Here is a 21140-nt window from a genome sequence, read left to right as displayed (position 1 = left end):
GGCGCCACCCCGCCCGGGAGGCCCGGATGGGGTGGCGTGGGTCGGCGGCCCGAGCCGGAGGAAGTGCTATGGGCACGAGAACGGTCGGTCCGCCGATCTATCGGTTAGCAAATGCCCCAGACCGGGTTCCAGAGCTTGTTGTAGTAGCGCGTGCCCTTGTAGTAGATCCTCAGGCCGCACGGCTTGCGCGCGCTGCCCCCCTCGAAAGTGCGCGTCCGCTTGGCGTTGATGAGCTTGTAGCCGGAGTCGGGCCCGGTCTGGATCATGTTGACCTTGACGCGTCCGGCGCAGCCGTTTCTCACCTTCAGGTAGCGCGTGTTGCCCTTGACCCACGTCGTGTGCGTGACGCACCTCAGCTTCGCGTCGGCGCTGGCGGCTGCGTTGGCCGGGGGCGCGCCGCTGACGAGCGTGCCCGCGATTCCGGTCATCAGTGCAGCGACTACCAGTTTCTTTCGCATAACTCCTCATCGTTCTACTTTGAGGGATAAAAGCCGCTCAGGAGGCTAGCATGATCGCCATGACACAGTCGGTGCGAAAACGCCACATCACCGCGTTAAGGGAGCGGACCCAGCATGGGGAGAGTGGGCAGCGAGCCACTGAACCGCTGGTCAGAGGGGGGCCGAACGGCAGCTGATGTGACCCTCCGCACAGGTTTGGTTGCGATTCGGTGAACAATGCCGTTCGGCGTGGCTGCTCCCCGCACGGTCTCGGCATCTGGACGCGCCCCGCGCCAGGCCGGGGAAGACCTCAGAGGGGTCAGCGCGTTGCGTAGGCCTTCGGCAGTCGCATGCCACGGTCAGCCATGATCTGTCGGACTCGGTTTGGATAGTCCGTGATGAGTCCATCGATGCCCATGTCCATGAGGGCCTCGATGGTCGCGGGGTCGTCGCAGGTCCAGGGGACGACCTTCAGGCCACGCGCGTGCGCCTCGGACACCATCGTCGAGTCGACGTAGAAGCGGAAGCCGGGGTCGTTGATCTTGCCGTTCTGCGGGAAACCGTACACGGGAGACAGCGCGGTGACACCTGGGATGCCGGCGGCGGCCTTGACGAAGTCGCCGCCGGCAAGAATGCCAAGCTTGCCAGGGCACGGCGAAGGTACACGGGAGGCTCCTCAGGCAGGTCAAGATGACCTCGCGAAGGTAGATCGCCCGCGGACCCGCGCTACGGCCGTAGCGTGATGGCGTCGTGAACGTTCGCCGAACGCTTCCAGCGACGCCTGGAGGCCCGCTGCCTCGCCGACAAATGCCAAGCCAGGCCTGCGCTTCGGAAGCCCGCCAGAAGGAGTCGCTGGACTGTTCCGGTTTCGTCAGAATGGTCCTTGGCTACCGCGGCGGTTACTCCCTGGGCATCGGCGACACGCTGAGCAAGTCCGCCCTTCCCCGTCGAGCCGTCCAAATGGCCGACGAGAACGCCCCGGGGATCACCGTGATCGACGGTGGCACGGCCAAACCCACGTCCTACGCGGACCTGCGGACGGGCGACCTGCTGTTCTGGGACGCCAGCACGGACGACGGCACAGCCCTCGACCACGTCGGCATCTATCTGGGAATCGACTCCACCGGCAAACACCGGTTCATCTCCAGCCGCAAAACGGTCGACGGTCCTACGCTGGGCGACGAAGGCGGCCCCTCAACCCTCGACAGCGCCACGCTCTACGACCGCTCGTGGCGCTAGGCCAAACGCGCCTGACGGAAGGCGACGCCGGGTTGATCGCCAGATGCCAGGCGGCGCTACGACTCCTCGACACTTGATGCCCGGTGACACCCCGCGATCAGTAGACGAAGGGCCAGCCCGCGCTGTCGTATCCGAGGAGGTTGATGCCGAGCAGCGAAGCGCCGTTGTCGGCGTAGTAGTGGTAGAAGAGCACCTCGGCGTCGATGTCGGGGATCATCGCCTGGTGGCCCGGCCCGTGGACGCTGCCGTGCCCGGCCAGGACCTGGGTGCCGCCGCCCGAGGTCATGGCGACGCCGTTGCGGTCCACGTACGGGCCGGTGATGCCGGCCGAACGGCCGACCATGATCCGGTAGGTGCTGCTCGCACCCTGGCAGCAGGCGTCGAAGGACACCCACAGGTAGTAGTACGAGCCGTGCCGGAAGATGAACGGCGCCTCGACCGCGGTGGTGCCGCCGGTGCGCTGGGCCAGGCCGGTGATCGAGGTGCCGAGGCGCTTGCCGGTGGCGGGGTCGAGCTGGATGAGTTTGATCCCGGTCCAGAAGGACCCGAAGGTGAGCCACCAGCGGCCCTGGGCGTCCACGACGAGGTTGGGGTCGATGGCGTTGTAGGTGCTCGACGACGTGGTGGAGATGATCAGGCCCTGGTTGGTCCAGGTTCCTGAGGCGCCCGTGGGGCTGGTGGCGAGGAAGATCGCCGAATTGCGCGAGCCGAACGTCGAGGCCGAGTAGTAGAGGTAGTACCGCCCGTTGCGGTAGGAGATGTCGGGCGCCCACAGGTTGGCGCTGCCGCCGGTGTAGGAGGTGGTCCACGGCGCGCCGTTGGGGAAGGCCACGCCGGCGTTGCGCCAGGCGGTCCTGTCGGCGGAAGTCTTGATCGCGATGTTGTTGCCGGTGTGCACCAGCAGGTACGTGCCGTCAGGCCTCTTCACCACGCTCGGGTCGTGCACGCCGACGTCACCCGTCACGCGGCCCGGCCCGGGATAGGACGGTGGGGGAGTGGTCGGTGTGGCGAGGGGGTCGGGTAGGGGCGGGGTCGCCTGCGCCGGTCGTACGACGGAGGCGGCGAGCAGAAGGGCGACGGCGAGAGCTCGTTTCCACATGTCGGATCTCCTAGGAGACGGGCCGGATGGACCACTGCTGGCAGGCGCTGTTGTGCCGGCTCCACTGTCGTACGTCCACTCCGTCGGCGGTGCCGCAGTTTGCCGCATGGGCGACCTCGCCGGTGGCGGTGTTGACCAGGCGCCGCTCGCTGGGTGGACCGGACATAAGGGATGTGAGCGCTAACACCTGACCGTTGTCGCTCACCTGGGAGGTGTCAAGCGTGCCTGCCGCCGTCGCAGGTCGTCGGGGGTGAAACTTTCACCGCAGCTCGCGGAGGGTCACTTCACGGGGGCCGTTGAAGGGGGCCAGTGACAGCACCGTGCGCGGTATCCGCAGCCGGTCCTCCTGGAGATACGTGTCCCTGGCCTCCGCGTCGTTGTGGAGCCGCTCGCGCGGGATGTCGTAGTGGTAGTCGCGGCCCTCCCACCGGTGGATCATCAGGTCACGGGTGACGCGTGCGAGCCGCGCCGGGTCGGAGGGCAGGTCGGCGTAGAGCGCGGCGAAGACGCCCGGTGCCGAGAAGCTGCTGTGGGTGGCGTAGAAGGCCGCGACGCCGGATAAGTCGGGCATGTGGTCCTCTCGAAGGTACTCAGGTGGGTGAGGGGGCGCGGGCGCCCGGCCGGTGGCCGGTGTCACGGCGGTGGCCGTGCTGGCACCGTGGCCGGTGTGGGACGGTGGCCTGTGCTGGGATTGGTGGCTGATGCCACGGCGGCGGCGGGGGTCACGGCGGTGGGGGGTGTCACGGCGCGGTGGGTGGTCTCAGGACGTGCCCGCGAGGCGTGATCGGGTGCGGGCCGGGGCCGACGGCGGCAGGGAGGCGAGGATGTCGGCGAGCGAGACTCCGGTCAGGCTGCGCCGCCACGCCTCGTGCGCCTCGGCCATCTTCTCGGCGAGCACGCAGGTGTTCCGGCAGTCCTCGGGCGGCAGCGCGCCGCGTCCCCGCCGGCGGATCTCGCGGCACTCGTACGGCGAGGACGTGCCGTCGACGGCCTCGACGATCTGCAGGAGCGTGATCTCGGAGGCGGGCCGCGCGAGCCGGAACCCGCCCCGCGGACCGGTCGTCGCGGCCAGCACGCCGGCCTTGACGAGCGCCTGCAACTGCTTGGCGAGGTAGGGCGCAGGAAGGTCGTAGTACTGCGCGAGCTGTGCCGTCGACGCGGTGACTCCCGGCTCGAGCTGCGCCAGCGTCGTGGCGCAGTGCAACACCCATTCGGTGCTCACAGGCAGCTTCACGTACCCGAGCTTATCGCAGATATTGTGGACCTATATAGTCCGTGATAGCGTCCGTCCGCCAACAAGACGGCGCCGACAAGACAGGGGAGATCATCATGCGGATCGCAGTCGCGGGCGCGACCGGGAACATCGGGGCCCTCACTGTCGCCGCGCTCGAACGGGGCGGCCACGACGTCGTGCGCGTCAGCCGTTCGCTCGGCGTGGACCTGGTGACCGGTGACGGGCTCCACGCCGCCCTCGCCGGTGTCGAGGCGGTCATCGACGTCACCAACGGGCCGGCCACCGATCCGGCGGAGGTGGTGGCGTACTTCGGCGCCGCCACGCGAAACCTGCTCGCCGCCGAGGAGCGGGCGGGCGTCCGTCACCACGTGCTGCTGTCGATCGTCGGGATCGATCGGGTCGAGGGCAACGCGCACTACGCCGGCAAGCGGGAGCAGGAGCGGCTGGTGGCCGCCGGCCCGGTGCCGTGGACGATCGTCCCGGCCACCCAGTTCCACGACTTCGCCGCGATGGTGGCGAGCTGGACCGAGCAGGACGGGGTGGCCACGATCGCGCCGCTGCTCGTGCAGCCGATCGCGCCCGCGGACGTGGCCGACGTCCTCGCCGAGATCGCGGTGGGCGACCCGAAGGGCCGCTACGCCGACGTGGCCGGGCCCGAGACGCAGGACCTGGTCGACATGGCCCGGCGCACCAACCAGGCACTCGGCCGCGAGGTGAAGCTGGTGCCGACGTGGTCGGGGTTGTTCGGCACGTCGATGGCCGGCAACGTGCTGCTGCCCGGCGAGGGTGCCCGCATCGCGCCGACCACGTTCGACGAGTGGCTCGCCGCCCAGCGATAGGGCCGCCGGATCAGAGGGAGGCCGAGCGCAGCCATGTCTCGGCCTCGTCGTAGAGGGCGGCCACCAGGTCCGGCCGGTCGTCGCCGGGTATGTCGGCCGGCAGGTGGCCGCGGGCGCTGTAGGTCAGGAACTGGTACGAACGCCGATAGGGGGCGGTGTCCTGCCGCGAGATGGCCAGCCGGTCGGCGGGGTAGACGGGGGCCATCGCGTCCTTCTCATAGATCGCGTCCAGGCTGGCCAGTTTCCAGCCTGAGGCGGTCCTGACGACCCGAGACAGCAGCCGTACGCTGATCACCACGTCCACCAGGACACCGTCGACCTCGACCCGGAGCTCCACCAGCGCCGACGTCTCCGCCAGGGCGCACTGGATCCGGCGATGGCCGCGGTCGCCGCGTTCCGGAATCTGGCGACCACCCTGGACCTCCTCGACCAAGTCGCCGCGGCCCGGCTCGGAGTCGCACGAAGCGACCTGCGCTACCTCGACATACTGTCCACGCGCGGTCCGCTGCCGGCCGGGGCGCTCGCCGAGGCGGTCGGCCTGTCCGCGCCCGCACTCAGCGCCGCCCTGCGCCGGCTCGAGAAGCACGATTACGTGCGACGGGCCCATGACGAGCACGACCGCCGCACCGTACGGGTGAGCCTGACCGAGTCCGCCGCGACGGCAATCGCCTCGCTGTTCACCGAAGTGCGCGCCGCGACCGCCACGTTGCTCCAGCGGCTCAGTCCGGCCGAGCTGGCGACCGTCGCCAAGGTCGCCGACGACCTGGCCGGGGCCATCAGGGCCATCGCGACGCGCGACGCCTAGAGCCTGTCCGGCGGATCATGCCGGGCGGTCCACCGGCGCTGAATCGCTGTATCGACCCGTCGGACAAGGAGTTCGGTAAAGCAGGTCGGGGTCGGCGATAAATACCTCGACATGGATCGTGATGATCAGGGACGCTTTGCGCGATGACCAGAATCGATGACACACCGTCTGCGTGGGACGAGCGCACCCAGCTCACCACGTTTCTCGACTACGCACGTGACACCGCCCGCGCCACATGTGATGGCGTCTCTGCGGAGGACGTCTGTGCCGTTCGTACACCGTCTTCCACGGACCGAAACGCGCTGGTAGATCCCGCCATGGCACCCCGGTGCGCAGTCGGTACAAGATTCCGTTGATGACCCCTGCGGTGACTGGCCCAACGGCCGCCGCGCCGCCCGGATTTCGGCAGATGCAGCTTCAGCCGGGCCCACTCCGCATGCGTTAAATCTCCCCGTCCCATGCTCATGCCAACGCCCCGAAGCCGGGACGGTCACATGATCCGCCGCACAGGGCCTATCCGCCGGACAGGGCCTAGGCCGTGTTTCGAAAGATCACGTGTCATGCGTGTCGGTGATCGTTGAACGAAGAGGTCTCCGGTAGGTGGTTCAACGACCAAGAAGAACGAAATACCGGAGACCTCGTGACCAGCGTAGTGGTGACGAGGCGGCACGACCTCACTGATGCGCAGTGGGCGGCGCTGGAGCCGCATCTGCCTGCCGCATCGGGCAAGGGGCGTCCGCCGAAGTGGAGCAAGCGTCAGTTGATCGACGGGATCCGGTGGCGGATCCGGACCGGGGCGCCGTGGCGGGACGTTCCTGCCTGCTACGGCCACTGGTTCACCGTGTATGGCTTGTTCCGGCGCTGGCAGCGGGAGGGGATCTGGGCGCGGATCCTGGCGGCCTTGCAGGCGTGTGCGGACGCCGCCGGGAAGATCGATTGGACGGTGAGCGTGGACTCCACCATCACCCGGGCTCACCAGCACGCGGCCGGAGCACGCCGGGACGGTCACCTGCAAAAGGAACCACCCGGCGGGGTGCACAGCGAGCCGGCCGATCATGGCCTGGGGCGCTCGCGCGGCGGGCTGACCACCAAGACCCATCTGGCTTGCGAGCAGGGCCGCAAGCTGCTGGCTGCGGTGGTGACCGCCGGGCAGCGGGGCGACAGCCCGCAGTTCATACCGGTGCTCGGCAAGATCCGGGTGGCCCGCCTCGGCGGTGGCCGTCCCAGGACCCGCCCGGACCGGGTCCTGGCCGACAAGGCCTACACCAGCAAGGCCAACCGGACTCATCTGCGCCGGCGTGGGATCAAGGCGTGCATTCCGAGCAAGGCCGACCAGGACGCTCACCGGCGAGCCAAGGGATCGAAGGGAGGTCGCCCGCCCGCCTTCGACCCCGCGTTCTACCGGCTGCGTCACGCTGTGGAGTGCGGCATCAACCTGCTCAAAGGCAACCGCGGCATGGCGACCCGTTACGACAAGCTCGCCGTACGCTACGAAGCCGTCGTCATCATCGCTGCGATCAACCAGTGGCTCAATGCCTTATGAAACACGACCTAGTCGCGGGGCGTGCTGTCAGGGCCTTCGCGCGGCACCGCGACGTCCAACCGCCGTCTTGACCGTGCGACGGGCCGTTACGGCCTTCGTGGCACCGCGTCGCCCGGTCGGGCCGTGGGCCGTCAGGAGTCGCGGGTCACGGGTGCCAGCCACAGCCCCACGAGCGCGTCGATCAGGCCGGTGGCCGCGTCGTGCCAGCTGGCCCGGGGCGTGGGGGTGCCTTCGGCGAGAGCGCGTTCGCGCTCGGCGCACATGTGCGTGATCAGCTGGCGGGCCATGTCGCCGCGCTCGGCACGCACTTCGGCGGGCAGTTCGGGCAGGCACTGGTGAAACCCCTCGAGAGTCCGCCTCAGCGAAGGGGAGGAGCGGGTCTCCTCGGCGACGAGCGCGCGTAGCGAGGGGTCGGTCACCACCTGCGCGATGAACCGGGCGTGCCAGGTAGGGGAGCCCAGGGCGGCCAGATGCTCGGTGACCGGCCGGACCAGGCAGGCGGCCCAGTCGCGTACGTCCGCGGAGTCGCCCATGTCGGCCAGCATCCGCTCGCGTATCCGCTCGACCGGCTCGGCGTGTTTGCGGATGATCGCGCGGACCAGGTGGGTCTTCGTCCCGAAGTGGTAGCCGACGGCGGCGTTGTTGCCCTGTCCGGCGGCCTCGCTGACCTGACGGTTGGACACGGCGAACACGCCGTGCTCGGCGAACAGCCGCTCCGCCGCCGTCAGGATGCGTTCGCGGGTGACGCTGACCCGATCGGCCCGCTCGGTCTTGCCCGTCATCGTCACCACCGTACCGGAATCTGCCGCGCCTTCCGGCGATCTTGGCTCACTGAGGAACGCCCCCTTCGGATCGGACCGCTGAATCGATGCTGTTAGTCTTAAGTCAAGCGACTGATTTACCGTATACCTCATCGTTCGCCTCCCCAGCCCCCGTAACGGAGTCCTCGCATGGCCAACAGCGCAGCCCGTGCCGCACACGCGGCCGGCCCTCCGCGATCGAGGCTGGCCCACACCGAATGACGCCGCGGCGCCACCGCGAGGAAGCGACGAGCAGAGCAGGAGCACCATGTACACCAGCCACGAGGCCGCCCACCCCAGCCGGCAGGCCGAGGCGGGCGGCCCGGCCGGTCGCCGGGGGTTGCGCGCCCTGATCAGGACGAAGGACGGATGGCCCGTGCGTCAGGCCGTCGTCACGGTGACCGACCTGACCGGGCAGCAGGTCGTCCGGGCCGAGGCCGACGCCGACGGCGTGGTGTCGAGCGGCCCGCTGCCCGGCCCGACCCCGGAGACCTCCGCGGTGGCCGCCGACATCGTGGCCGCGTCGATCGACACGGGGAACGGCATGCGGGACGACCATCTCCGCTCGCCCGACTTCCTGAACGTCGACGCGTACCGGATGATCTCCTACCGCAGCACCGGGCTCACCCCCGCGGGCACCGACCGGTGGACCGTGCACGGGACGCTGACGCTCGCCGGGGTGGCGCGGCCGGTCGATCTCGACCTGGCGTACCTGGGGACCGGCCCGGACCCGTGGGGCGGGCTGCGGGCGGCGTTCCGAGCCGAGACCGAGCTGCGCCGCGAGGACTTCGCGATGACGTACAACCAGGTAGTGCGGGCCGGGGTCAACCTGATCGGCGCGACGCTCAAGGTGGAGCTGGACATCCAGGCCGTACAGGGCGCGTCTCTGCCCTAGCGGCACACAGTCGACAGCCGACTACCGATTGCTACGCTTTGCGGGTGACCACCGGCAGTTCCCGGCGGCTGCGCGCCGACGCGGTCCGCAACTCCGAAAGGATCCTGCGCGCCGCCCGGCAGGTCTGGGCCGAACACGGCCCCGACGCGCACCTCGAAGAGATCGCCCGCCGCGCCGGCGTGGGCATCGCCACGCTCTACCGCCGCTTCCCGGACAAGGCGGGGCTGGTACGCGCCGCCCTCGACCAGAGCATCTCCGAGGACATCGCTCCCGCCATCGAGCAGGCGCTGAACGACGACGACCCGAGGCGTGGGCTGGTCACCGTGCTGGAGGCGGCCGTGTCCATGGCGGCCCGCGAACACAACACCCTGGCCGCCGCCCGCAACTCCGGCGCCATGACGGCGCAGGCCGGCACCCCGTTCTTCGACTCGCTGACGCTGCTGACCCGCCGGGCGCAGGAGGCCGGCCTCGTCCGCGCCGACCTCGTCCCCGACGACATGCCAAGGATCATGGTCATGCTCCTGGGCGTGCTGTGGACCATGGACCCCCGCAGCGACGGCTGGCGGCGCTACCTCACGTTGGTACTCGACGGGCTGTCCCCGGAAACGCCCACTCCGCTGCCGCCCGTGGTGCCGCTCCAGCAGCCGGGCGACTGCTCCCTGTGACCTCCCCGTACGACACGGGCGCCCGTCCGGGGACGGGCGCCCGTGTGCCGGTTACGGCTGTACGGCGGGCAGCTTCCCGAAGCCGACCTGGTCGGCCTCCTGGGCGCCGCTGCGGTCGTCCAGGGTGACGACCAGCCAGCCCTTCGCCGGCGTGGTGGCCAGTCTCGCCCGGTCGACCGTGAGCCGGACGGTGGCGGACGCGCCGGGCTCGAGCAGTGCGTACGCCCCCGTGGAGAGCGCCGGAGCGAAGGCGTCGAACGCCGCCGCCTCGGTCTCGTCCACGAGCCCGTCCGGAACCTTCGAGAACCCGGTCACCGCGTACGTGAACCGCGAGGCGCCCTCGGTCAGCCCCACCTCGGAGGCGAGCACCGGCATCAGCAGCGTGCCGCCGTTCATGGGAGCCGTGGCGACCCACGCGTCCACCATGGACCCGTCGGCCTTGAAGACGAACGTGGCGAACCGCCCGTCGAAGTCGCCCGTGGTGACCAGACCGTAGTCCGCGCCGACCAGGATGTAGTCGGGCGATCCGTCGCCGGTGGTGTCGATCGACAGGTCGAACTCGTTGGCCGCGGCGTTGGACCAGCGGCCGGAGGTGTTGACCGCGAAGACCAGCGCCCGGTCGGTGTCGGCGCCGCCGAGCGCCGAGCCCGGGAGCGCCTGCACCCCGACCGTGCGGATGTCCATCGAGTCCTCGGCGCCCTTGACGTCCTCGGCGTCCGTGATGCCCCAGGCGTAGACGTCCGCGGCGCCGGCGTGCACGCCGTCGTTGCGGACGCCGACGGAGGTCACGAGCCCGCCTTCGCCAGGCGTGTACGTACCCGGCCTGGACGAGCGCACCCGGGACTCGGCGTCGGGCACGAGCAGGAACGCCGACCGCAGCGGGTAGACGCCCTCGGCGGCCTTGCGCGGCGTGGCGGTCACCGCGCCCTGGATGTGGACGACCGTGCCGAAGTTGGACGTCTCGGCGGTGGGCAGCGCGGCCACGGCCTGAGCGCTGAGCGACAGCGTGACCTGGACGGTACGACTGCTCTCCCGGCCCACGGTCACGGTCGCGGGAGAGACCGAGACCTTCGCGCCGTAGGGCTGACCGGTGAAGGCGGCGGCCAGGTCGTAGGTGACCGGGGTCTTGCCCTTGTTGTGGAGGGTGAGGCTCTCGCTCTGCCGGTAGGGGCCGGTCAGTTCCTTCAGGCCGAACGACAGGTTGGGGGAGCCGTCCTTCGCCTCACTGATCACCGAGGCGCCGACCGCCTGCCGCGCGGCCACCACACCGGAGCCGGCGACCCTGGCGGTGTAGTTCTTGATCTTGGACGTGGCGTCGGCGGTGCTGACGATCGCGGCCTTGATCTGGGCGGGACGCCAGCGGGGATGCGCCTGCTTCACGAGCGCCGCCACGCCGGCGACCATCGGCGAGGCCATCGACGTGCCCGAGATCGTCGCGGGGCCGGAGCCGGTGCCCACCCCGGTCGAGACGACGGCGACGCCGGGCGCGGTCACGTCCGGCTTCAGGGAGCTGCTGACGTTCGCCGGGCCGCCGGAGGAGAACGAGGCGAGCGCGGCGTAGCTGGGGTTGGGCACGGTCAGCGCCGCCAGGGTGGTGGTCTTGCCGTCCAGCGCCGCGGCCGCGGCGCCGTCGGTGCTCCTGATGCCGAGGAACGGGATGGTGACCGTGTACGGCTCACCGGTGTCCGGATCGGACGTGATCGGTCCTTCCAGGGGCGGGAACGCGGCATCGGTGTTGATCATCGCGACCGCGGCGGCACCGGCCTGCTGGCCCAGGATGGCCCGCTTCACCCGCGCGCAGGAGCCGCGCAGGGTGATCACGAGCTTGCCGGTCACCCCGCCCGGATAGGCCGCGTAGTCGGCGGGGTCGCAGCCCAGCGAGAGCGCGCCGGACGGGTAACTCGTGCGCAGCACCGCGATCGGCAGGGCGCCTGACGGCAGGGCAGCCTCGTTGGAGTTCTGCGCGACGATCTCGGTGCCGTTCGCCGAGATCTTCGCCGCGGGCAGCTGCGCGCGGGCCGCGTCGAGGGCGGCGACGGCGATGGCCGTGGGGGCGATGGCGGGCGCCCCGACCAGGTAGGCGTTCTGCCCGGAGTTGCCGGCGGAGGTGACCACGGTCACGCCCGCGCGGGTCAGCGTCCGCACGGCCTGCGCCGAGGGCTCCTCGATACGCCCGAAGGGCGAGCCGAGCGACATGTTGACGACGTCGGCGCCGTCCTTGAGCGCCCGCTCCATGGCCGAGACGATGACGTCCTCGCTGGCCGACCCCTCACAGCCGAAGACGCGGTAGGCCATCAGCGAGGCGGCCGGCGCCACACCCGGTCCGACCTTGAAGGTCCTGGTGTGCGTGGTGGTGTCGTACGGGCCGGTGTAGGTCTTGCCGTCCGCGGTCACGCCGGAGCCGGCCGAGCTGCCCGCCACGTGGGAGCCGTGGCCGTTGCAGTCAAGCGGGTCGGGGTCGGGCTTGGGCGTCGAGGCGGGGTCGTTGGCGTCGTAGTCGTCGCCCACGAAGTCGTAGCCGCCGATCACCTTGGCGGTCGGGAACGTGCCCGGCTCGATCACGGCGCCGTTGTTGCTCTTGAAGTCGGCCGGGTTGCCCGAGCCGCCGAAGTTCGCGTGCGTGTAGTCGATCCCGGTGTCGATGACCGCCACCTTCACGCCTGCGCCGGTCTTGCCCAGGTCCTGCCAGGCCTGCGGGGCCCCGATGTAAGGGATGGCCGCGGTGTTGTCCGGCCTGAACGTACGCACCGGGTGCACGGAGAGCACCCCGGGGGCCTCCTGGATCGCCGGCAGGCTGCGGCGCGGGACCGAGGCGGCGATGCCGTTGAAGGTGTCGGTATAGGTGGTGAGGACTTTTCCGCCCTCGGCCTTCACCTTCTCCTCGACGCTCTGCTGTTTGTCGTGGAGCGCGGCACGTAAGGTCGGCCGGTCGACCGTCCTGCCGGCCTCGGCGGCGTCGGCGGCGGCGTCGCCGACCGGCGTGCCGTCGACCTGGATGAGGACCTTGACCTGGCGGGCCTGGTCGAGCGCGGCCGGCTTGAACCCGGCGTAGCCGAACGCGCCGTCCAGATGCTGGAAGCGGTCCGGACGGGCAGGTTCGGCGTTCGCCGTGGACGGCATCACGGTCAGCGGAAGCGCAATGCCCGTGGACGCGAGGACTGCGAGCAGCAGACGCCTCTTCAATGATCACCTCGGGGGTGCGTGGGACAGGGCTGATCAAAGAGTGAACCCGTCACAACGCTTCAGATCGCACTTAGGTAACAAATGGAACACGGGACCTACAAAGCCGTCAGCAGCTCAGATTCGGGCAGTTCAGCGCCAGCACCAGGCGGTCGCTCCCGTACGCGCCGGCATAGTCCCCGCGGAACTCGTTGACCAGCCACACCTCTCCGCTCGCCGGCCAGTAGGAGACGTTCTGGGCGTTGGCGGGAACGGTCGTCATGTAGTGGACGTCGAGCGTGCCGCGGTCGGCGGAGATCGTGACGCGATGCAGGCAGGACTTGCGGTAGTCGCCTGAGATGCTCGCCGTCCCGCCCGGCATGTAGCTCACCGCGGGCGCGCCGTCGGGGCAGAGGCCCACGAGGATGCCGTTGCCGCCGGTGAACACGCCGCCCTGGAGTTCCCAGACCGGGCTGGTCCAGCCCTCGGTGGGGTGGACCAGCCCGTCGGAGCCGGTCTTGAGCAGAGCGGTGAGCGAGTCCAGGGGCCAGCGGAGGATCTTCCCGCCGGAGGCGCCCCTCTTGTATTCGACGGTGGTGAGATGATCGGCGCCGCTGCGATCGAGCGAGACGCCGTTGAAGCAGGGCCTCGCCAGGTCGAGGCTGACGCACACCGACGGCGGGCCGAGCCGGTAGTAGCCGATCTGCGGCAGGGCGAACCCCGAGTACGCCGCCGAGCAGACGCCGCCGACGCAGCCGACGTTCCCCGAGGTGGTGGAGTTCATCCTCCAGAAGTGGGTGAGGTCGAAGACCCGTATCAGCCGGTCGCCGCCGGACACGTCCGGGTCGCCGCCTGTGACGACGAAGAGCTTGTTGCCGTACCACGAGATGCCGTCGGCGTGGGTGGCGATCTCGTGGAAGCCCTCGGCGCTTCCGTCGGGCTCGACCAGCACGACATGCCGGTACGGCGCCCCCGCCGTTCCGCCGGTGACGTCGACGAAGGTGACCCTGGCCAGCCGGTTGGCCCCGTACTCGTGGGAGGCGCCGCTGCGCCAGCTCACCGCCACGATCTTCCGGCCCGCGCAGCCGTCGCAGGGCGGGTAGAGCACCGAGCCGTTCATGCCGTCGCCGCTGCCGGTGATGCCCTGCGGGAACCAGTTCGCGGTGGTGTCGTCGGTGCCGTCCCAGCAGAATCCGCTGACCTGGACCGAGACGTGGAGGTCGGTGGGGTGGCAGAGCGCGCGGGTGGCGTAGCCGCCGGCTATGACGGCGTTCATCCTCACCTTGGTCACCGGCAGGGTGGTGGCCACCGCGTCACGCTCCGGCATGGTCGAGGTGAAGGCCAGCGGCCGGACCTGGGCCAGTTGCGCGGCCGTCAACGCCTGGCCGGTGGCGGCGCCGGCGGGCAGGGGGACGGTCAACGAAGCGGCGACAAGCAGGGCCAGGGCGACTAATCGCAGGATCACGTGGTTCTCCCGGCGTAATTACGAAGGTCTCCTTCATTAGCTACCTCAGGCAGGCGGGGAGATCAACATGTCTGGCATGACAGCCTGTCTGACGCCGGAAATGATCGTGCGGCAGGCGGATGGGGTTTCTCATCTGTCTGCAGACTGCCGACTCCTAGGGCGGGACCTGTCCTAGGTTGTCCGTAGTGTGGCTGTCGTCAGCGAAGACCGAACAGGGAGACGTGCTCGATGACCAACCGTTCCACCGCGATGGCTGGGCTGTCCTGGGCCGATATATGGGGCCGACGGCTCGATCGGCATGGGCTGTCCGCCCCGATGCGCGACGGCCGACCGGCAGATGCCGTCGCCGCCATGTGCGGGGCGCATGCCCAGGTGCTCTCGGCCGCCGAGGTGTCCATCGGGCTGCGCGTCGTCGGTCTCACCCGCAACGATGTCCGGTACGCGCTGTGGGAGGAGCGGAGTCTGGTCAAGACGTTCGGGCCGCGCGGCACCGTGCATCTGCTGCCGACGCACGAACTGCCACTGTGGACCGGCGCGCTCGGCGCATTGCCATCGTCTTCGAACAGCATGCCCGCCGACGCGCGGCTGACCCCGGAGCAGACCCACGAGGTCGTCGCGGCCATCGCAGAAGCACTGGCCGACACGGAGCTCACTGTTGACGAACTCACTGCGGCGGTGGCCACCCGCACCGGTCCGTGGGCCACCGACCCGGTGGTGCCAGGATTCGGGAGCATGCGGCCACGCTGGCAACAGGCGATCCACCTTGCCGCACACCGCGGGGTCCTGTGCTTCGGCCCGAACCGCGGGCGAAAGGTCACCTACACCAGTCCACGACGATGGCTCCCAGGGTTCCGGCCCACCCCGGCAGCCGACGCGCTCGCCGGCCTGGTCCGGCGCTACCTGCACGCGTACGGCCCGGCCACGCCGCAGCAGTTCGCGCAGTGGCTGTCCGCGCCGCGCCGCTGGGCGGCCGAACTGTTCGACTCCCTTGCCGATCAACTGCAACAGGTCGAGGTCGCCGGCGCTGTGGCCTGGGTCCTCGCCGGCGACACCGCGCCGGCACCCGTGCCGGCACACGGGGTACGGCTACTGCCGTACTTCGACGCCTACACCGTTGGCTGCCACCCGCGTGAGCGGCTTTTCCCCGCAGCTGCCGCGCAACGCGCGCTCTCCGGCGGTCAAGCCGGCAACTATCCTGTACTGCTCGTCGACGGCACTGTCGCCGGGATCTGGCACCAGCGTCGCTCCGGCCGCAAGCTGGACATCACGGTCGAACTGCTGACCACACTCACCATCGACGAGCACCGTGAGCTGGCCGACCAGGTGAAGCGCATCGGGGAGATCCTGGAGAGCGAACCACGGCTGACCATGGGCAAGATCGCCGTAGGCGGCCACCTGTAGGGCCGCAGGCGACAGCCGTGACACGAAGGCCGAAACGGTCGACTGCCCGCACCGTGCGCTACCCGCACACACGCGGCCCGCGTCACTTCTTGGCGGCGTGGAGCATGTCCCGCACCCGCGTGACCTCCCACGGGACGTCCTCCACGGGCCAGCCCGCGCTCAGCTCCTCAAGCATGGCGCGATGGTCCTCGATCACCTCGTCCCACATCAGCCCCCATGCGGCGGCGGCTTGAACCTCTACCTCGGGACAGCGCGTCGCCCGGACGAGCGCGTCCACGAAGTTGCTCCCCGGAGACTCGTTCAGCAGTTCCAGTGCCCTGAGGCGGTCATACAACGGCACCTTCTCCTCGCAGGCCACATTCCCAAGCGCCTCGACGAGCCGCAGGTCAGCCTCCTCCGCGTCCTTGAACACCGCCTCCACCGCATCGAGAGCCCGCTTGCGAACGTAATCGCCCGCGGCGGCCTCCACGACCTCGGCCAGCAGGGGCGGCTCTTCCGCTGCCACGACGTCCAGCGCCGACAGTGCGGTGCGGTGCTTGGCCTCGGGGCCGTACGTGCGGCTGAGCTCGGTCGGTGAGGGAGGCTGCCGCAGGATCTCCCGGATGCGGTCCAGGACGAGTGCCCTCTCCGGTCCACGTGCTTCCTCACCGCCCCGCGCCATGGCGCCGTCGGGACTCCACCAGTGGTCGAGGGCGATGCCCACGGCCGCCTGGTCGTCGCTTTCGAGCAGCGTACGAAGCGCCTGGTGATACGACTCGTCCACCGTGGGAGCCCTCAGCCTTCTGTGGGCGCGATGCAGGTCAGGGTCCGCCAGCCGGTGTCCTTTCCAGTGGATGCTGTGTGGCGTGCCGAAGATCATCTCAATGGGGTTCTGGCCCCAAGGGCGTACGGGAGGCTGCTCCCCCCAGCTCTCCGCGACCTCTTCCAGGATGACGCGGTGCCGCTCCAGGCCTCCCGTACGGATCAGGTAATGAGAGGCGGTGGCCTGCACCTTCGGCTCGCCCTCGCGCAGCGCCCGGAGCAGAATGTCGTCCGCGTCCGCGCCGAGGCTCTCGGCCAGGATACGGATCGCCGTCTCCTTCGTGCCGACGGACGGGTCGAAGATCAGGTCGCCCAGGGCGGCGACGAGTCTCTCGTCCTTCACCTCGGCTTCGTCGAGCACGCCGTAGGCCATCCAGATGGCCTCGTTGCGCACCGCGTCCGAGTCCGTTCGGGCGAGAACGTCCAGCAGGAGGCGAGCGTCACCGGGCTTGGCGTGCTGCTTCCCGATCATGTTCAGGGCGCTCACCTCGGCGGGAGACATCGGCCGCCGGAGCACCTCACGAGCGCGAGCCAGCACCTCGGGCAGGTAGCCATCGGCACGTTCCTCGTCTTCCAGGACATGACGCAACCCCTCCGAGGACTCGTAATGGTCGAGCGCGATGCCCACGGCGACCGGGTCCTCGCTGTGGAGCAGGGTGGCGAATGCTCGCAGGCATCCCTCGTCGCTGAGCGGGAACATCAACTCGTCATGGGCCTTCCGGAGCACCGGATCGTCCAACTCGGTGTCTTTCCAGTAGGTGCTGTGGAAGCCCTTGAGCGCTTCGCGACGAATATGCTCGGCCTCCCAACCCGCGTCCTCCGGCCAGGATCTTACGAGCCGCGTGACGCGGTCACGGTGGACACGGAGCCGCAGGGGCGTCGCGAGATAACCCGCCGCGCACACCTGGAGTTGCAGTTCGGACGACTCACTGACACGGACGATGAGGTCCTCGACCTCGGGGAGATCGAGAACGACCAGGGCGCGCACGGCGTCCCTGCGATCCTGCACATCGAGGCTCTCGTCCAGCACCATCGCGGTGATCAGCGCCAGTAGCCGCCGGTTCGGCTCCTCGCTCTCCGCGAGGGCGGTGCCGGCCGCGAGAAGCGCCATTTCCCGTACCTCGGCGCCGGGGGCGCCTTCGAAAGCGTCGGCGATCAAGTCCGCGTCCTCCTCCTCGGCGAGATGCCACATCACGGTCAGAGCGCTCGCGTGGCTGCGGCCGGACGGAGGTTGCCCGAGGAGGTCTCGGGCGGCGAAGCGCACCTCGTCGGCCAGGGGCCAGTAGGGGTTGTCCACACCCCACCTGGTGTCCGCCTGTGCTGACTGGTAATCGTCCAGAGCTCTGCGGACGACGTCGATGTCGTCGCTCTCCAGCCGGGCGCTGAACTCCCTGAGGCGGGACTTCTCTTCGTCGCTCACGAGACGGCCTTCGTGATCATCTGTTCAGACTGGCAGAGCCGTCCGTGCCATGTCTGCGCATTCTCCGATCCGATGGGGCTGATCTTGGCGTTGGCCGGGATCGCCGTCGGAGACGACCACCTCGCCGGGAGCGGCAGGCGCCCCGCCGGAGCCTGGTCACCCGATACGTCCACGGGGAAACCGATGTCGGGAACGGCGGCGCGGACGCCCGGACGCGGGCCCTGGAGCGGGACCGTTCGCACGTTCCGGCCTGGCCGGTGGCCGGGTGCCGGGGCGGGGCGCGAAGATCGTACAGTCCCGTATGTGGAGGTGCGATGATGCCGCAGTGGCTTGAGGCGGGGCTGTGGGGGTTGCTGGCCGGTGGGGCCCTGGTCCTGGGGGCCGGGTTCGCCTGGCTGGAGCGGGTTCCGGAGCGGGTGATCGCCATGATCATGGCTTTCGGGGCCGGTGTGCTGATCTCGGCGCTCTCGTTCGAGCTGATGGACGAGGCCGAGCGGTCCGGCGGCCTCCTGCCGACCGCCGCCGGCTTCCTCGCCGGCGCCTGCGTCTACGTGGCGGCCAACGCGCTGCTGGCCCGGCGCGGCGCACGGCACCGCAAGCGTTCGGGCGATCAGCAACCGAGCGAGGCCGACGTCCAGGGGAGCGGCGCGGCGATCGCCATCGGCGCCCTGCTCGACGGCATACCCGAGTCCGTGGTGCTCGGCGTGTCCCTCGTCGGCGGCGGGGAGATCGGGCTCGCCGTCGTCGCCGCGGTCTTCATCTCGAACGTCCCCGAAGGGCTCTCCAGCGCCGCCGGGATGAAGCGCGCGGGCCGCGGCGCCCGCTACGTGTTCGGCATCTGGGGAGGCATCGCGCTGGCCAGCGGCGTTGCGGCGCTGCTCGGCAACCTGTCCATGCAGTCCGCCTCGCCGGCGGTCACCTCGGTCATCATGGGCGTCGCTGCGGGCGCGATCCTCGCCATGGTGGCCGACACGATGATCCCCGAGGCCTTCGAGCGCGCGCACACCCTCACGGGGCTCATCGCCACGATCGGTTTCCTGTCGGCCTTCGCCATCGAGCGCCTGGCCGAGTGATCCCGTCCTGAGGCGCGTCGGCCCGCCGCTGCTCTTGATCTACCGCCGTACGCGCACCAGCATGGTCAACGGCAGCCGATGACAAGGGAGACATGCCGGCGTGAACGACCACAGCGGGGACGCGCGCAAGGTCCGGCGCGAAGGCGGGAGCGACCTGGCTGCTCAAGGCCCGACCGCACGCGAGACCTGCCCGGTCAGGCAGGCCGATGACGGCACGTGGGAGGTCCGCGGTTACGCGCAGGCCCGCGCCGTGCTGCGCGGCGACGGCACCGTCCAGGCCGGGCTGGGCGTCGAGACCGTGGAGAAGCTGCCGGCCAGGATCCGGCGTCCCGTCCTCTACCGGGACGGGCCCGAGCACCGCGAGCACCGCCGGCAGACCGCGAAGTACTTCACGCCCCGCCGGGTGGACGAGCGGTATCGCGCGCTGATGGCGGAGACCGCCGAAAGGCAGCTCGCCAGGCTGCGGGAGGCGGGCGAGGCGCAGCTCTCCGAGCTGAGCTTCGGCATGGCGATCGAGGTGGCGAGCGCGATCATCGGCCTCACGTCGAGCAGGCCTGGGATCCGCGGCAGACTGGAACGCTTCTTCCCGGAGAAGTTCGGCAGGCCCGGCCTGACCAGCCCGAGCGGGATCTACTGGCTGGTCCGGCAGAACGTCAACTGGCTGCGCGTCTACCTGGCCGACGTCCGCCCGGCGATCCGCGACCACCGCCGCGAGCCGCGCGACGACCTCATCTCGCACCTGATCTCCGAGGGGTGCACGGCCGCCGAGATCCTCGGTGAGTGCCTGACCTTCGCCGCGGCCGGCATGGTGACCACGCGCGAGTTCATCTGCGTCGCGGCCTGGCACCTGTTCGCCGATGACGCGCTGCTGGAGCGCTACCGTGCGGCGGACGAGCCCGGCCGCCTCGCCGTCCTGCACGAGATCCTGCGGCTCGAACCCGTCGTGGCCCGGCTGCGCCGGCGCACCACGGCCCCGCTCGAACTGCCCGGCGACGACGGCCAGGTCACGGTGCCGCCGGGCGCGCTGATCGACGTGTTCGTCGACGCGGCGAACACCGACCCCCAAGCCGTGGGCCCGCAGCCGCTGTCGATGTGCCCCGGGCGCGCCATCGACGGCGGCGGCGGTGGTACGGGCGCCGCGGCCCTGTCCTTCGGCGACGGCCCGCACCGGTGTCCCGGAGCGGGTATCGCCGTCCTGGAGGCCGACGTCTTCCTCAGCCGCCTGTTCGCCATGGACGGCGTCCGGATGGCGTCGGCGCCCCGGGTGAGCTTCAACAACGACATCGGCGGATACGAGATCCGCGGGCTGACGGTCAGAACGGGGCCGTGAGCACGGTCGGTCTAGTTCCAGATCCCCGGGGCCTGGTACGGCACGTCGTCCGCGATCTCCTCCCGGTCGATCACGTCTCCCCGGAGAGGCAGGAGGACGGTGACCTGACGGCCCCAGTCCGAGTACCGGCTGCTCGACTCGATGTGGACGGAGCCCTTGGCGCGGGGCAGGACGGCCTTGGCGGACAGGCGCTCGACCAGGCCCGTCGGGCCGAGCCACAGGGTGTAGGAGATCCTGCCGTCGCGGCCGCTCTTGAAGCGCGTCCCGAAACGCGAGGCGAAGGAGGAGGAGACCGCGGCGAGCTTGGTGGCCTTGATCGATCCCTTCACCACCCCGTCGCGGTAGGAGCTCCGGTGGGTCAGGAGCGTCTTGAGCGTGGCGGGCTCCAGGATCTCGAGCAGCAGATTGCTCGCCGGCAGCTTCGTCCGCCCGTAGCGCACCCAGCTCGTGCCCTGGGGCAGCGCGGCGTCGACCACCGGGCCGGAGACGTAGCTCGCGTCCTTCGAGGAGATCATCCTGACCGGCCCTTCCTGCAGGGCCTCGGTCTCCTCCGGGTTCGCCCTCATCATGGTGCGGAGCAGCTTCTTGCTGTACCGCAGGGTCTGGGCCACGTCGGACGCGGTCGCGCCCCGCGGGCCGAACCCGATCGTGCCCTCCAGGTCGGAGGTGGTGACGAGGTCGCGCGCGAAGGTCACCTTCACGGTGGACCGGACGTTGACGGCCCGGCCAGGGGCCAACTCGGACTTGAGCGCCCTGACCGGGTCGATCTTGGCTGCCGCCTGCGCGGGCGTGGTGGCGAGCTGCACCATGCCCGCGACCACGACGACACCGACGATGGTTCGCTTCATTGGGTTCCTTGGGGACGGTCCTGAAAGACGCGAACAATCTGGTGCATCGAAGATCATCCGTCAAGCCGTTCTGGCCGCCGTGCGGAC

General features: G+C 70.0%; 21 protein-coding genes and 1 pseudogene. 9 read left to right on the top strand and 13 right to left on the bottom strand.

The genetic code is table 11. The annotated features are described in order from the left end of the window. Window positions 1-104: 104 nt before the first annotated feature. Both ABD830_RS17190 and ABD830_RS17185 read right to left on the bottom strand, forming a co-directional pair. Window positions 105-428, bottom strand: a complete 324-nt coding sequence (locus ABD830_RS17190) for a hypothetical protein (protein ID WP_344988200.1) — start codon at window positions 426-428, stop codon at window positions 105-107. Between the two features lie 328 nt (window positions 429-756). Next, on the bottom strand, window positions 757-1005 hold the full coding sequence (locus tag ABD830_RS17185) for a glycerophosphodiester phosphodiesterase (protein WP_344988198.1): 249 nt from the start codon (window positions 1003-1005) through the stop codon (window positions 757-759). Window positions 1006-1244: 239 nt separating this feature from the next. Between ABD830_RS17185 and ABD830_RS17180 the strand changes: the two genes are divergently transcribed. Further along, window positions 1245-1676 carry an NlpC/P60 family protein gene (locus tag ABD830_RS17180; RefSeq protein ID WP_344988196.1) on the top strand — a complete coding sequence of 144 codons (432 nt, stop codon included), beginning with the start codon at window positions 1245-1247 and terminating at the stop codon, window positions 1674-1676. Between the two features lie 97 nt (window positions 1677-1773). Here ABD830_RS17180 and ABD830_RS17175 read toward each other — a convergent pair whose 3' ends face one another. From ABD830_RS17175 to ABD830_RS17160, 4 genes are all read right to left on the bottom strand, one after another. Then, window positions 1774-2775: an arabinan endo-1,5-alpha-L-arabinosidase gene (locus ABD830_RS17175; protein WP_344988194.1), complete on the bottom strand. Its 1002-nt coding sequence runs from the start codon at window positions 2773-2775 to the stop codon at window positions 1774-1776. A 10-nt stretch (window positions 2776-2785) separates the two neighbouring features. Continuing rightward, window positions 2786-2941: an RICIN domain-containing protein gene (locus tag ABD830_RS17170; protein WP_344988192.1), complete on the bottom strand. Its 156-nt coding sequence runs from the start codon at window positions 2939-2941 to the stop codon at window positions 2786-2788. Between the two features lie 93 nt (window positions 2942-3034). Further along, window positions 3035-3346 (bottom strand): hypothetical protein, encoded by a 312-nt coding sequence (locus tag ABD830_RS17165; protein ID WP_344988190.1) that lies wholly within the window; start codon window positions 3344-3346, stop codon window positions 3035-3037. 189 nt (window positions 3347-3535) lie between these two features. Then, window positions 3536-4009, bottom strand: a complete 474-nt coding sequence (locus ABD830_RS17160; protein WP_344988188.1) for an RrF2 family transcriptional regulator — start codon at window positions 4007-4009, stop codon at window positions 3536-3538. 95 nt (window positions 4010-4104) lie between these two features. Here ABD830_RS17160 and ABD830_RS17155 point away from each other — a divergent pair, with 95 nt between their 5' ends. After that, window positions 4105-4848, top strand: a complete 744-nt coding sequence (locus ABD830_RS17155; RefSeq protein ID WP_344988186.1) for an SDR family oxidoreductase — start codon at window positions 4105-4107, stop codon at window positions 4846-4848. Window positions 4849-4858: 10 nt separating this feature from the next. On the opposite strand, the gene ABD830_RS17150 is transcribed toward ABD830_RS17155, so the two are convergent. Continuing rightward, a complete protein-coding gene (locus ABD830_RS17150) occupies window positions 4859-5185 on the bottom strand; it encodes a hypothetical protein (protein WP_344988184.1) in 327 nt (108 codons plus the stop codon). Between the two features lie 39 nt (window positions 5186-5224). Here ABD830_RS17150 and ABD830_RS17145 point away from each other — a divergent pair, with 39 nt between their 5' ends. Then, window positions 5225-5653, top strand: coding sequence for a MarR family transcriptional regulator (locus ABD830_RS17145; protein WP_344988182.1), 429 nt, complete (start codon window positions 5225-5227; stop codon window positions 5651-5653). A 267-nt stretch (window positions 5654-5920) separates the two neighbouring features. On the opposite strand, the pseudogene ABD830_RS17140 reads toward ABD830_RS17145, so the two are convergent. After that, window positions 5921-6113: pseudogene (locus tag ABD830_RS17140) on the bottom strand (transposase); the annotation flags it as partial. A gap of 195 nt (window positions 6114-6308) precedes the next feature. Here ABD830_RS17140 and ABD830_RS17135 point away from each other — a divergent pair. Further along, entirely contained in the window at window positions 6309-7196 is an 888-nt protein-coding gene (locus ABD830_RS17135; RefSeq protein WP_378521066.1) for an IS5 family transposase, read from the top strand. 131 nt (window positions 7197-7327) lie between these two features. On the opposite strand, the gene ABD830_RS17130 is transcribed toward ABD830_RS17135, so the two are convergent. Continuing rightward, window positions 7328-7978, bottom strand: coding sequence for a TetR/AcrR family transcriptional regulator (locus tag ABD830_RS17130; protein WP_344988180.1), 651 nt, complete (start codon window positions 7976-7978; stop codon window positions 7328-7330). A 286-nt stretch (window positions 7979-8264) separates the two neighbouring features. Between ABD830_RS17130 and ABD830_RS17125 the strand changes: the two genes are divergently transcribed. Beyond that, the gene (locus ABD830_RS17125; protein ID WP_344988178.1) at window positions 8265-8891 is read left to right on the top strand and encodes a YceI family protein; all 627 of its coding nucleotides are present in this window, start codon (window positions 8265-8267) and stop codon (window positions 8889-8891) included. A gap of 44 nt (window positions 8892-8935) precedes the next feature. Continuing rightward, complete coding sequence (locus tag ABD830_RS17120; RefSeq protein WP_344988176.1) at window positions 8936-9556, top strand: TetR/AcrR family transcriptional regulator; 621 nt, start codon at window positions 8936-8938, stop codon at window positions 9554-9556. A 51-nt stretch (window positions 9557-9607) separates the two neighbouring features. Here the strand turns inward: ABD830_RS17120 and ABD830_RS17115 are convergent, their stop codons facing one another. Together ABD830_RS17115 and ABD830_RS17110 are read right to left on the bottom strand one after the other, a co-directional pair. Beyond that, the gene (locus tag ABD830_RS17115) at window positions 9608-12739 is read right to left on the bottom strand and encodes a S8 family serine peptidase (RefSeq protein WP_344988174.1); all 3132 of its coding nucleotides are present in this window, start codon (window positions 12737-12739) and stop codon (window positions 9608-9610) included. A 106-nt stretch (window positions 12740-12845) separates the two neighbouring features. Then, window positions 12846-14180: a hypothetical protein gene (locus ABD830_RS17110; protein ID WP_344988172.1), complete on the bottom strand. Its 1335-nt coding sequence runs from the start codon at window positions 14178-14180 to the stop codon at window positions 12846-12848. Between the two features lie 228 nt (window positions 14181-14408). Between ABD830_RS17110 and ABD830_RS17105 the strand changes: the two genes are divergently transcribed. Continuing rightward, window positions 14409-15581 (top strand): winged helix DNA-binding domain-containing protein, encoded by a 1173-nt coding sequence (locus tag ABD830_RS17105; RefSeq protein WP_344988170.1) that lies wholly within the window; start codon window positions 14409-14411, stop codon window positions 15579-15581. Window positions 15582-15663: 82 nt separating this feature from the next. On the opposite strand, the gene ABD830_RS17100 is transcribed toward ABD830_RS17105, so the two are convergent. Beyond that, window positions 15664-17802 carry a HEAT repeat domain-containing protein gene (locus ABD830_RS17100; RefSeq protein ID WP_344988168.1) on the bottom strand — a complete coding sequence of 713 codons (2139 nt, stop codon included), beginning with the start codon at window positions 17800-17802 and terminating at the stop codon, window positions 15664-15666. 314 nt (window positions 17803-18116) lie between these two features. On the opposite strand from ABD830_RS17100, the gene ABD830_RS17095 reads away from it, so the two are divergent. Together ABD830_RS17095 and ABD830_RS17090 are read left to right on the top strand one after the other, a co-directional pair. Further along, on the top strand, window positions 18117-18875 hold the full coding sequence (locus tag ABD830_RS17095; protein ID WP_344988166.1) for a ZIP family metal transporter: 759 nt from the start codon (window positions 18117-18119) through the stop codon (window positions 18873-18875). A 100-nt stretch (window positions 18876-18975) separates the two neighbouring features. Next, window positions 18976-20205 (top strand): cytochrome P450, encoded by a 1230-nt coding sequence (locus tag ABD830_RS17090; protein WP_344988165.1) that lies wholly within the window; start codon window positions 18976-18978, stop codon window positions 20203-20205. An 11-nt stretch (window positions 20206-20216) separates the two neighbouring features. Here the strand turns inward: ABD830_RS17090 and ABD830_RS17085 are convergent, their stop codons facing one another. Further along, window positions 20217-21053, bottom strand: coding sequence for a hypothetical protein (locus tag ABD830_RS17085; protein ID WP_344988164.1), 837 nt, complete (start codon window positions 21051-21053; stop codon window positions 20217-20219). Window positions 21054-21140: the final 87 nt, after the last annotated feature.

The sequence above is a fragment of the Nonomuraea helvata genome (assembly GCF_039535785.1).
In the GTDB taxonomy this organism is placed as follows: domain Bacteria; phylum Actinomycetota; class Actinomycetes; order Streptosporangiales; family Streptosporangiaceae; genus Nonomuraea; species Nonomuraea helvata.
The sequence above is the reverse complement of the archived record's forward strand: the minus strand, read 5'-3'. Positions and strand labels throughout refer to the sequence as shown.

Coding starts and splice junctions, on each gene's coding strand:
- ABD830_RS17155 (WP_344988186.1), top strand. CDS start 4,105: ATGCGGATCGCAGTCGCGGGCGCGACCGGGAACATCGGGGCCCTCACT.
- ABD830_RS17130 (WP_344988180.1), bottom strand. CDS start 7,978: ATGACGGGCAAGACCGAGCGGGCCGATCGGGTCAGCGTCACCCGCGAA.
- ABD830_RS17165 (WP_344988190.1), bottom strand. CDS start 3,346: ATGCCCGACTTATCCGGCGTCGCGGCCTTCTACGCCACCCACAGCAGC.
- ABD830_RS17145 (WP_344988182.1), top strand. CDS start 5,225: ATGGCCGCGGTCGCCGCGTTCCGGAATCTGGCGACCACCCTGGACCTC.
- ABD830_RS17170 (WP_344988192.1), bottom strand. CDS start 2,941: ATGTCCGGTCCACCCAGCGAGCGGCGCCTGGTCAACACCGCCACCGGC.
- ABD830_RS17175 (WP_344988194.1), bottom strand. CDS start 2,775: ATGTGGAAACGAGCTCTCGCCGTCGCCCTTCTGCTCGCCGCCTCCGTC.
- ABD830_RS17085 (WP_344988164.1), bottom strand. CDS start 21,053: ATGAAGCGAACCATCGTCGGTGTCGTCGTGGTCGCGGGCATGGTGCAG.
- ABD830_RS17105 (WP_344988170.1), top strand. CDS start 14,409: ATGACCAACCGTTCCACCGCGATGGCTGGGCTGTCCTGGGCCGATATA.
- ABD830_RS17180 (WP_344988196.1), top strand. CDS start 1,245: ATGCCAAGCCAGGCCTGCGCTTCGGAAGCCCGCCAGAAGGAGTCGCTG.
- ABD830_RS17095 (WP_344988166.1), top strand. CDS start 18,117: ATGATGCCGCAGTGGCTTGAGGCGGGGCTGTGGGGGTTGCTGGCCGGT.
- ABD830_RS17190 (WP_344988200.1), bottom strand. CDS start 428: ATGACCGGAATCGCGGGCACGCTCGTCAGCGGCGCGCCCCCGGCCAAC.
- ABD830_RS17125 (WP_344988178.1), top strand. CDS start 8,265: ATGTACACCAGCCACGAGGCCGCCCACCCCAGCCGGCAGGCCGAGGCG.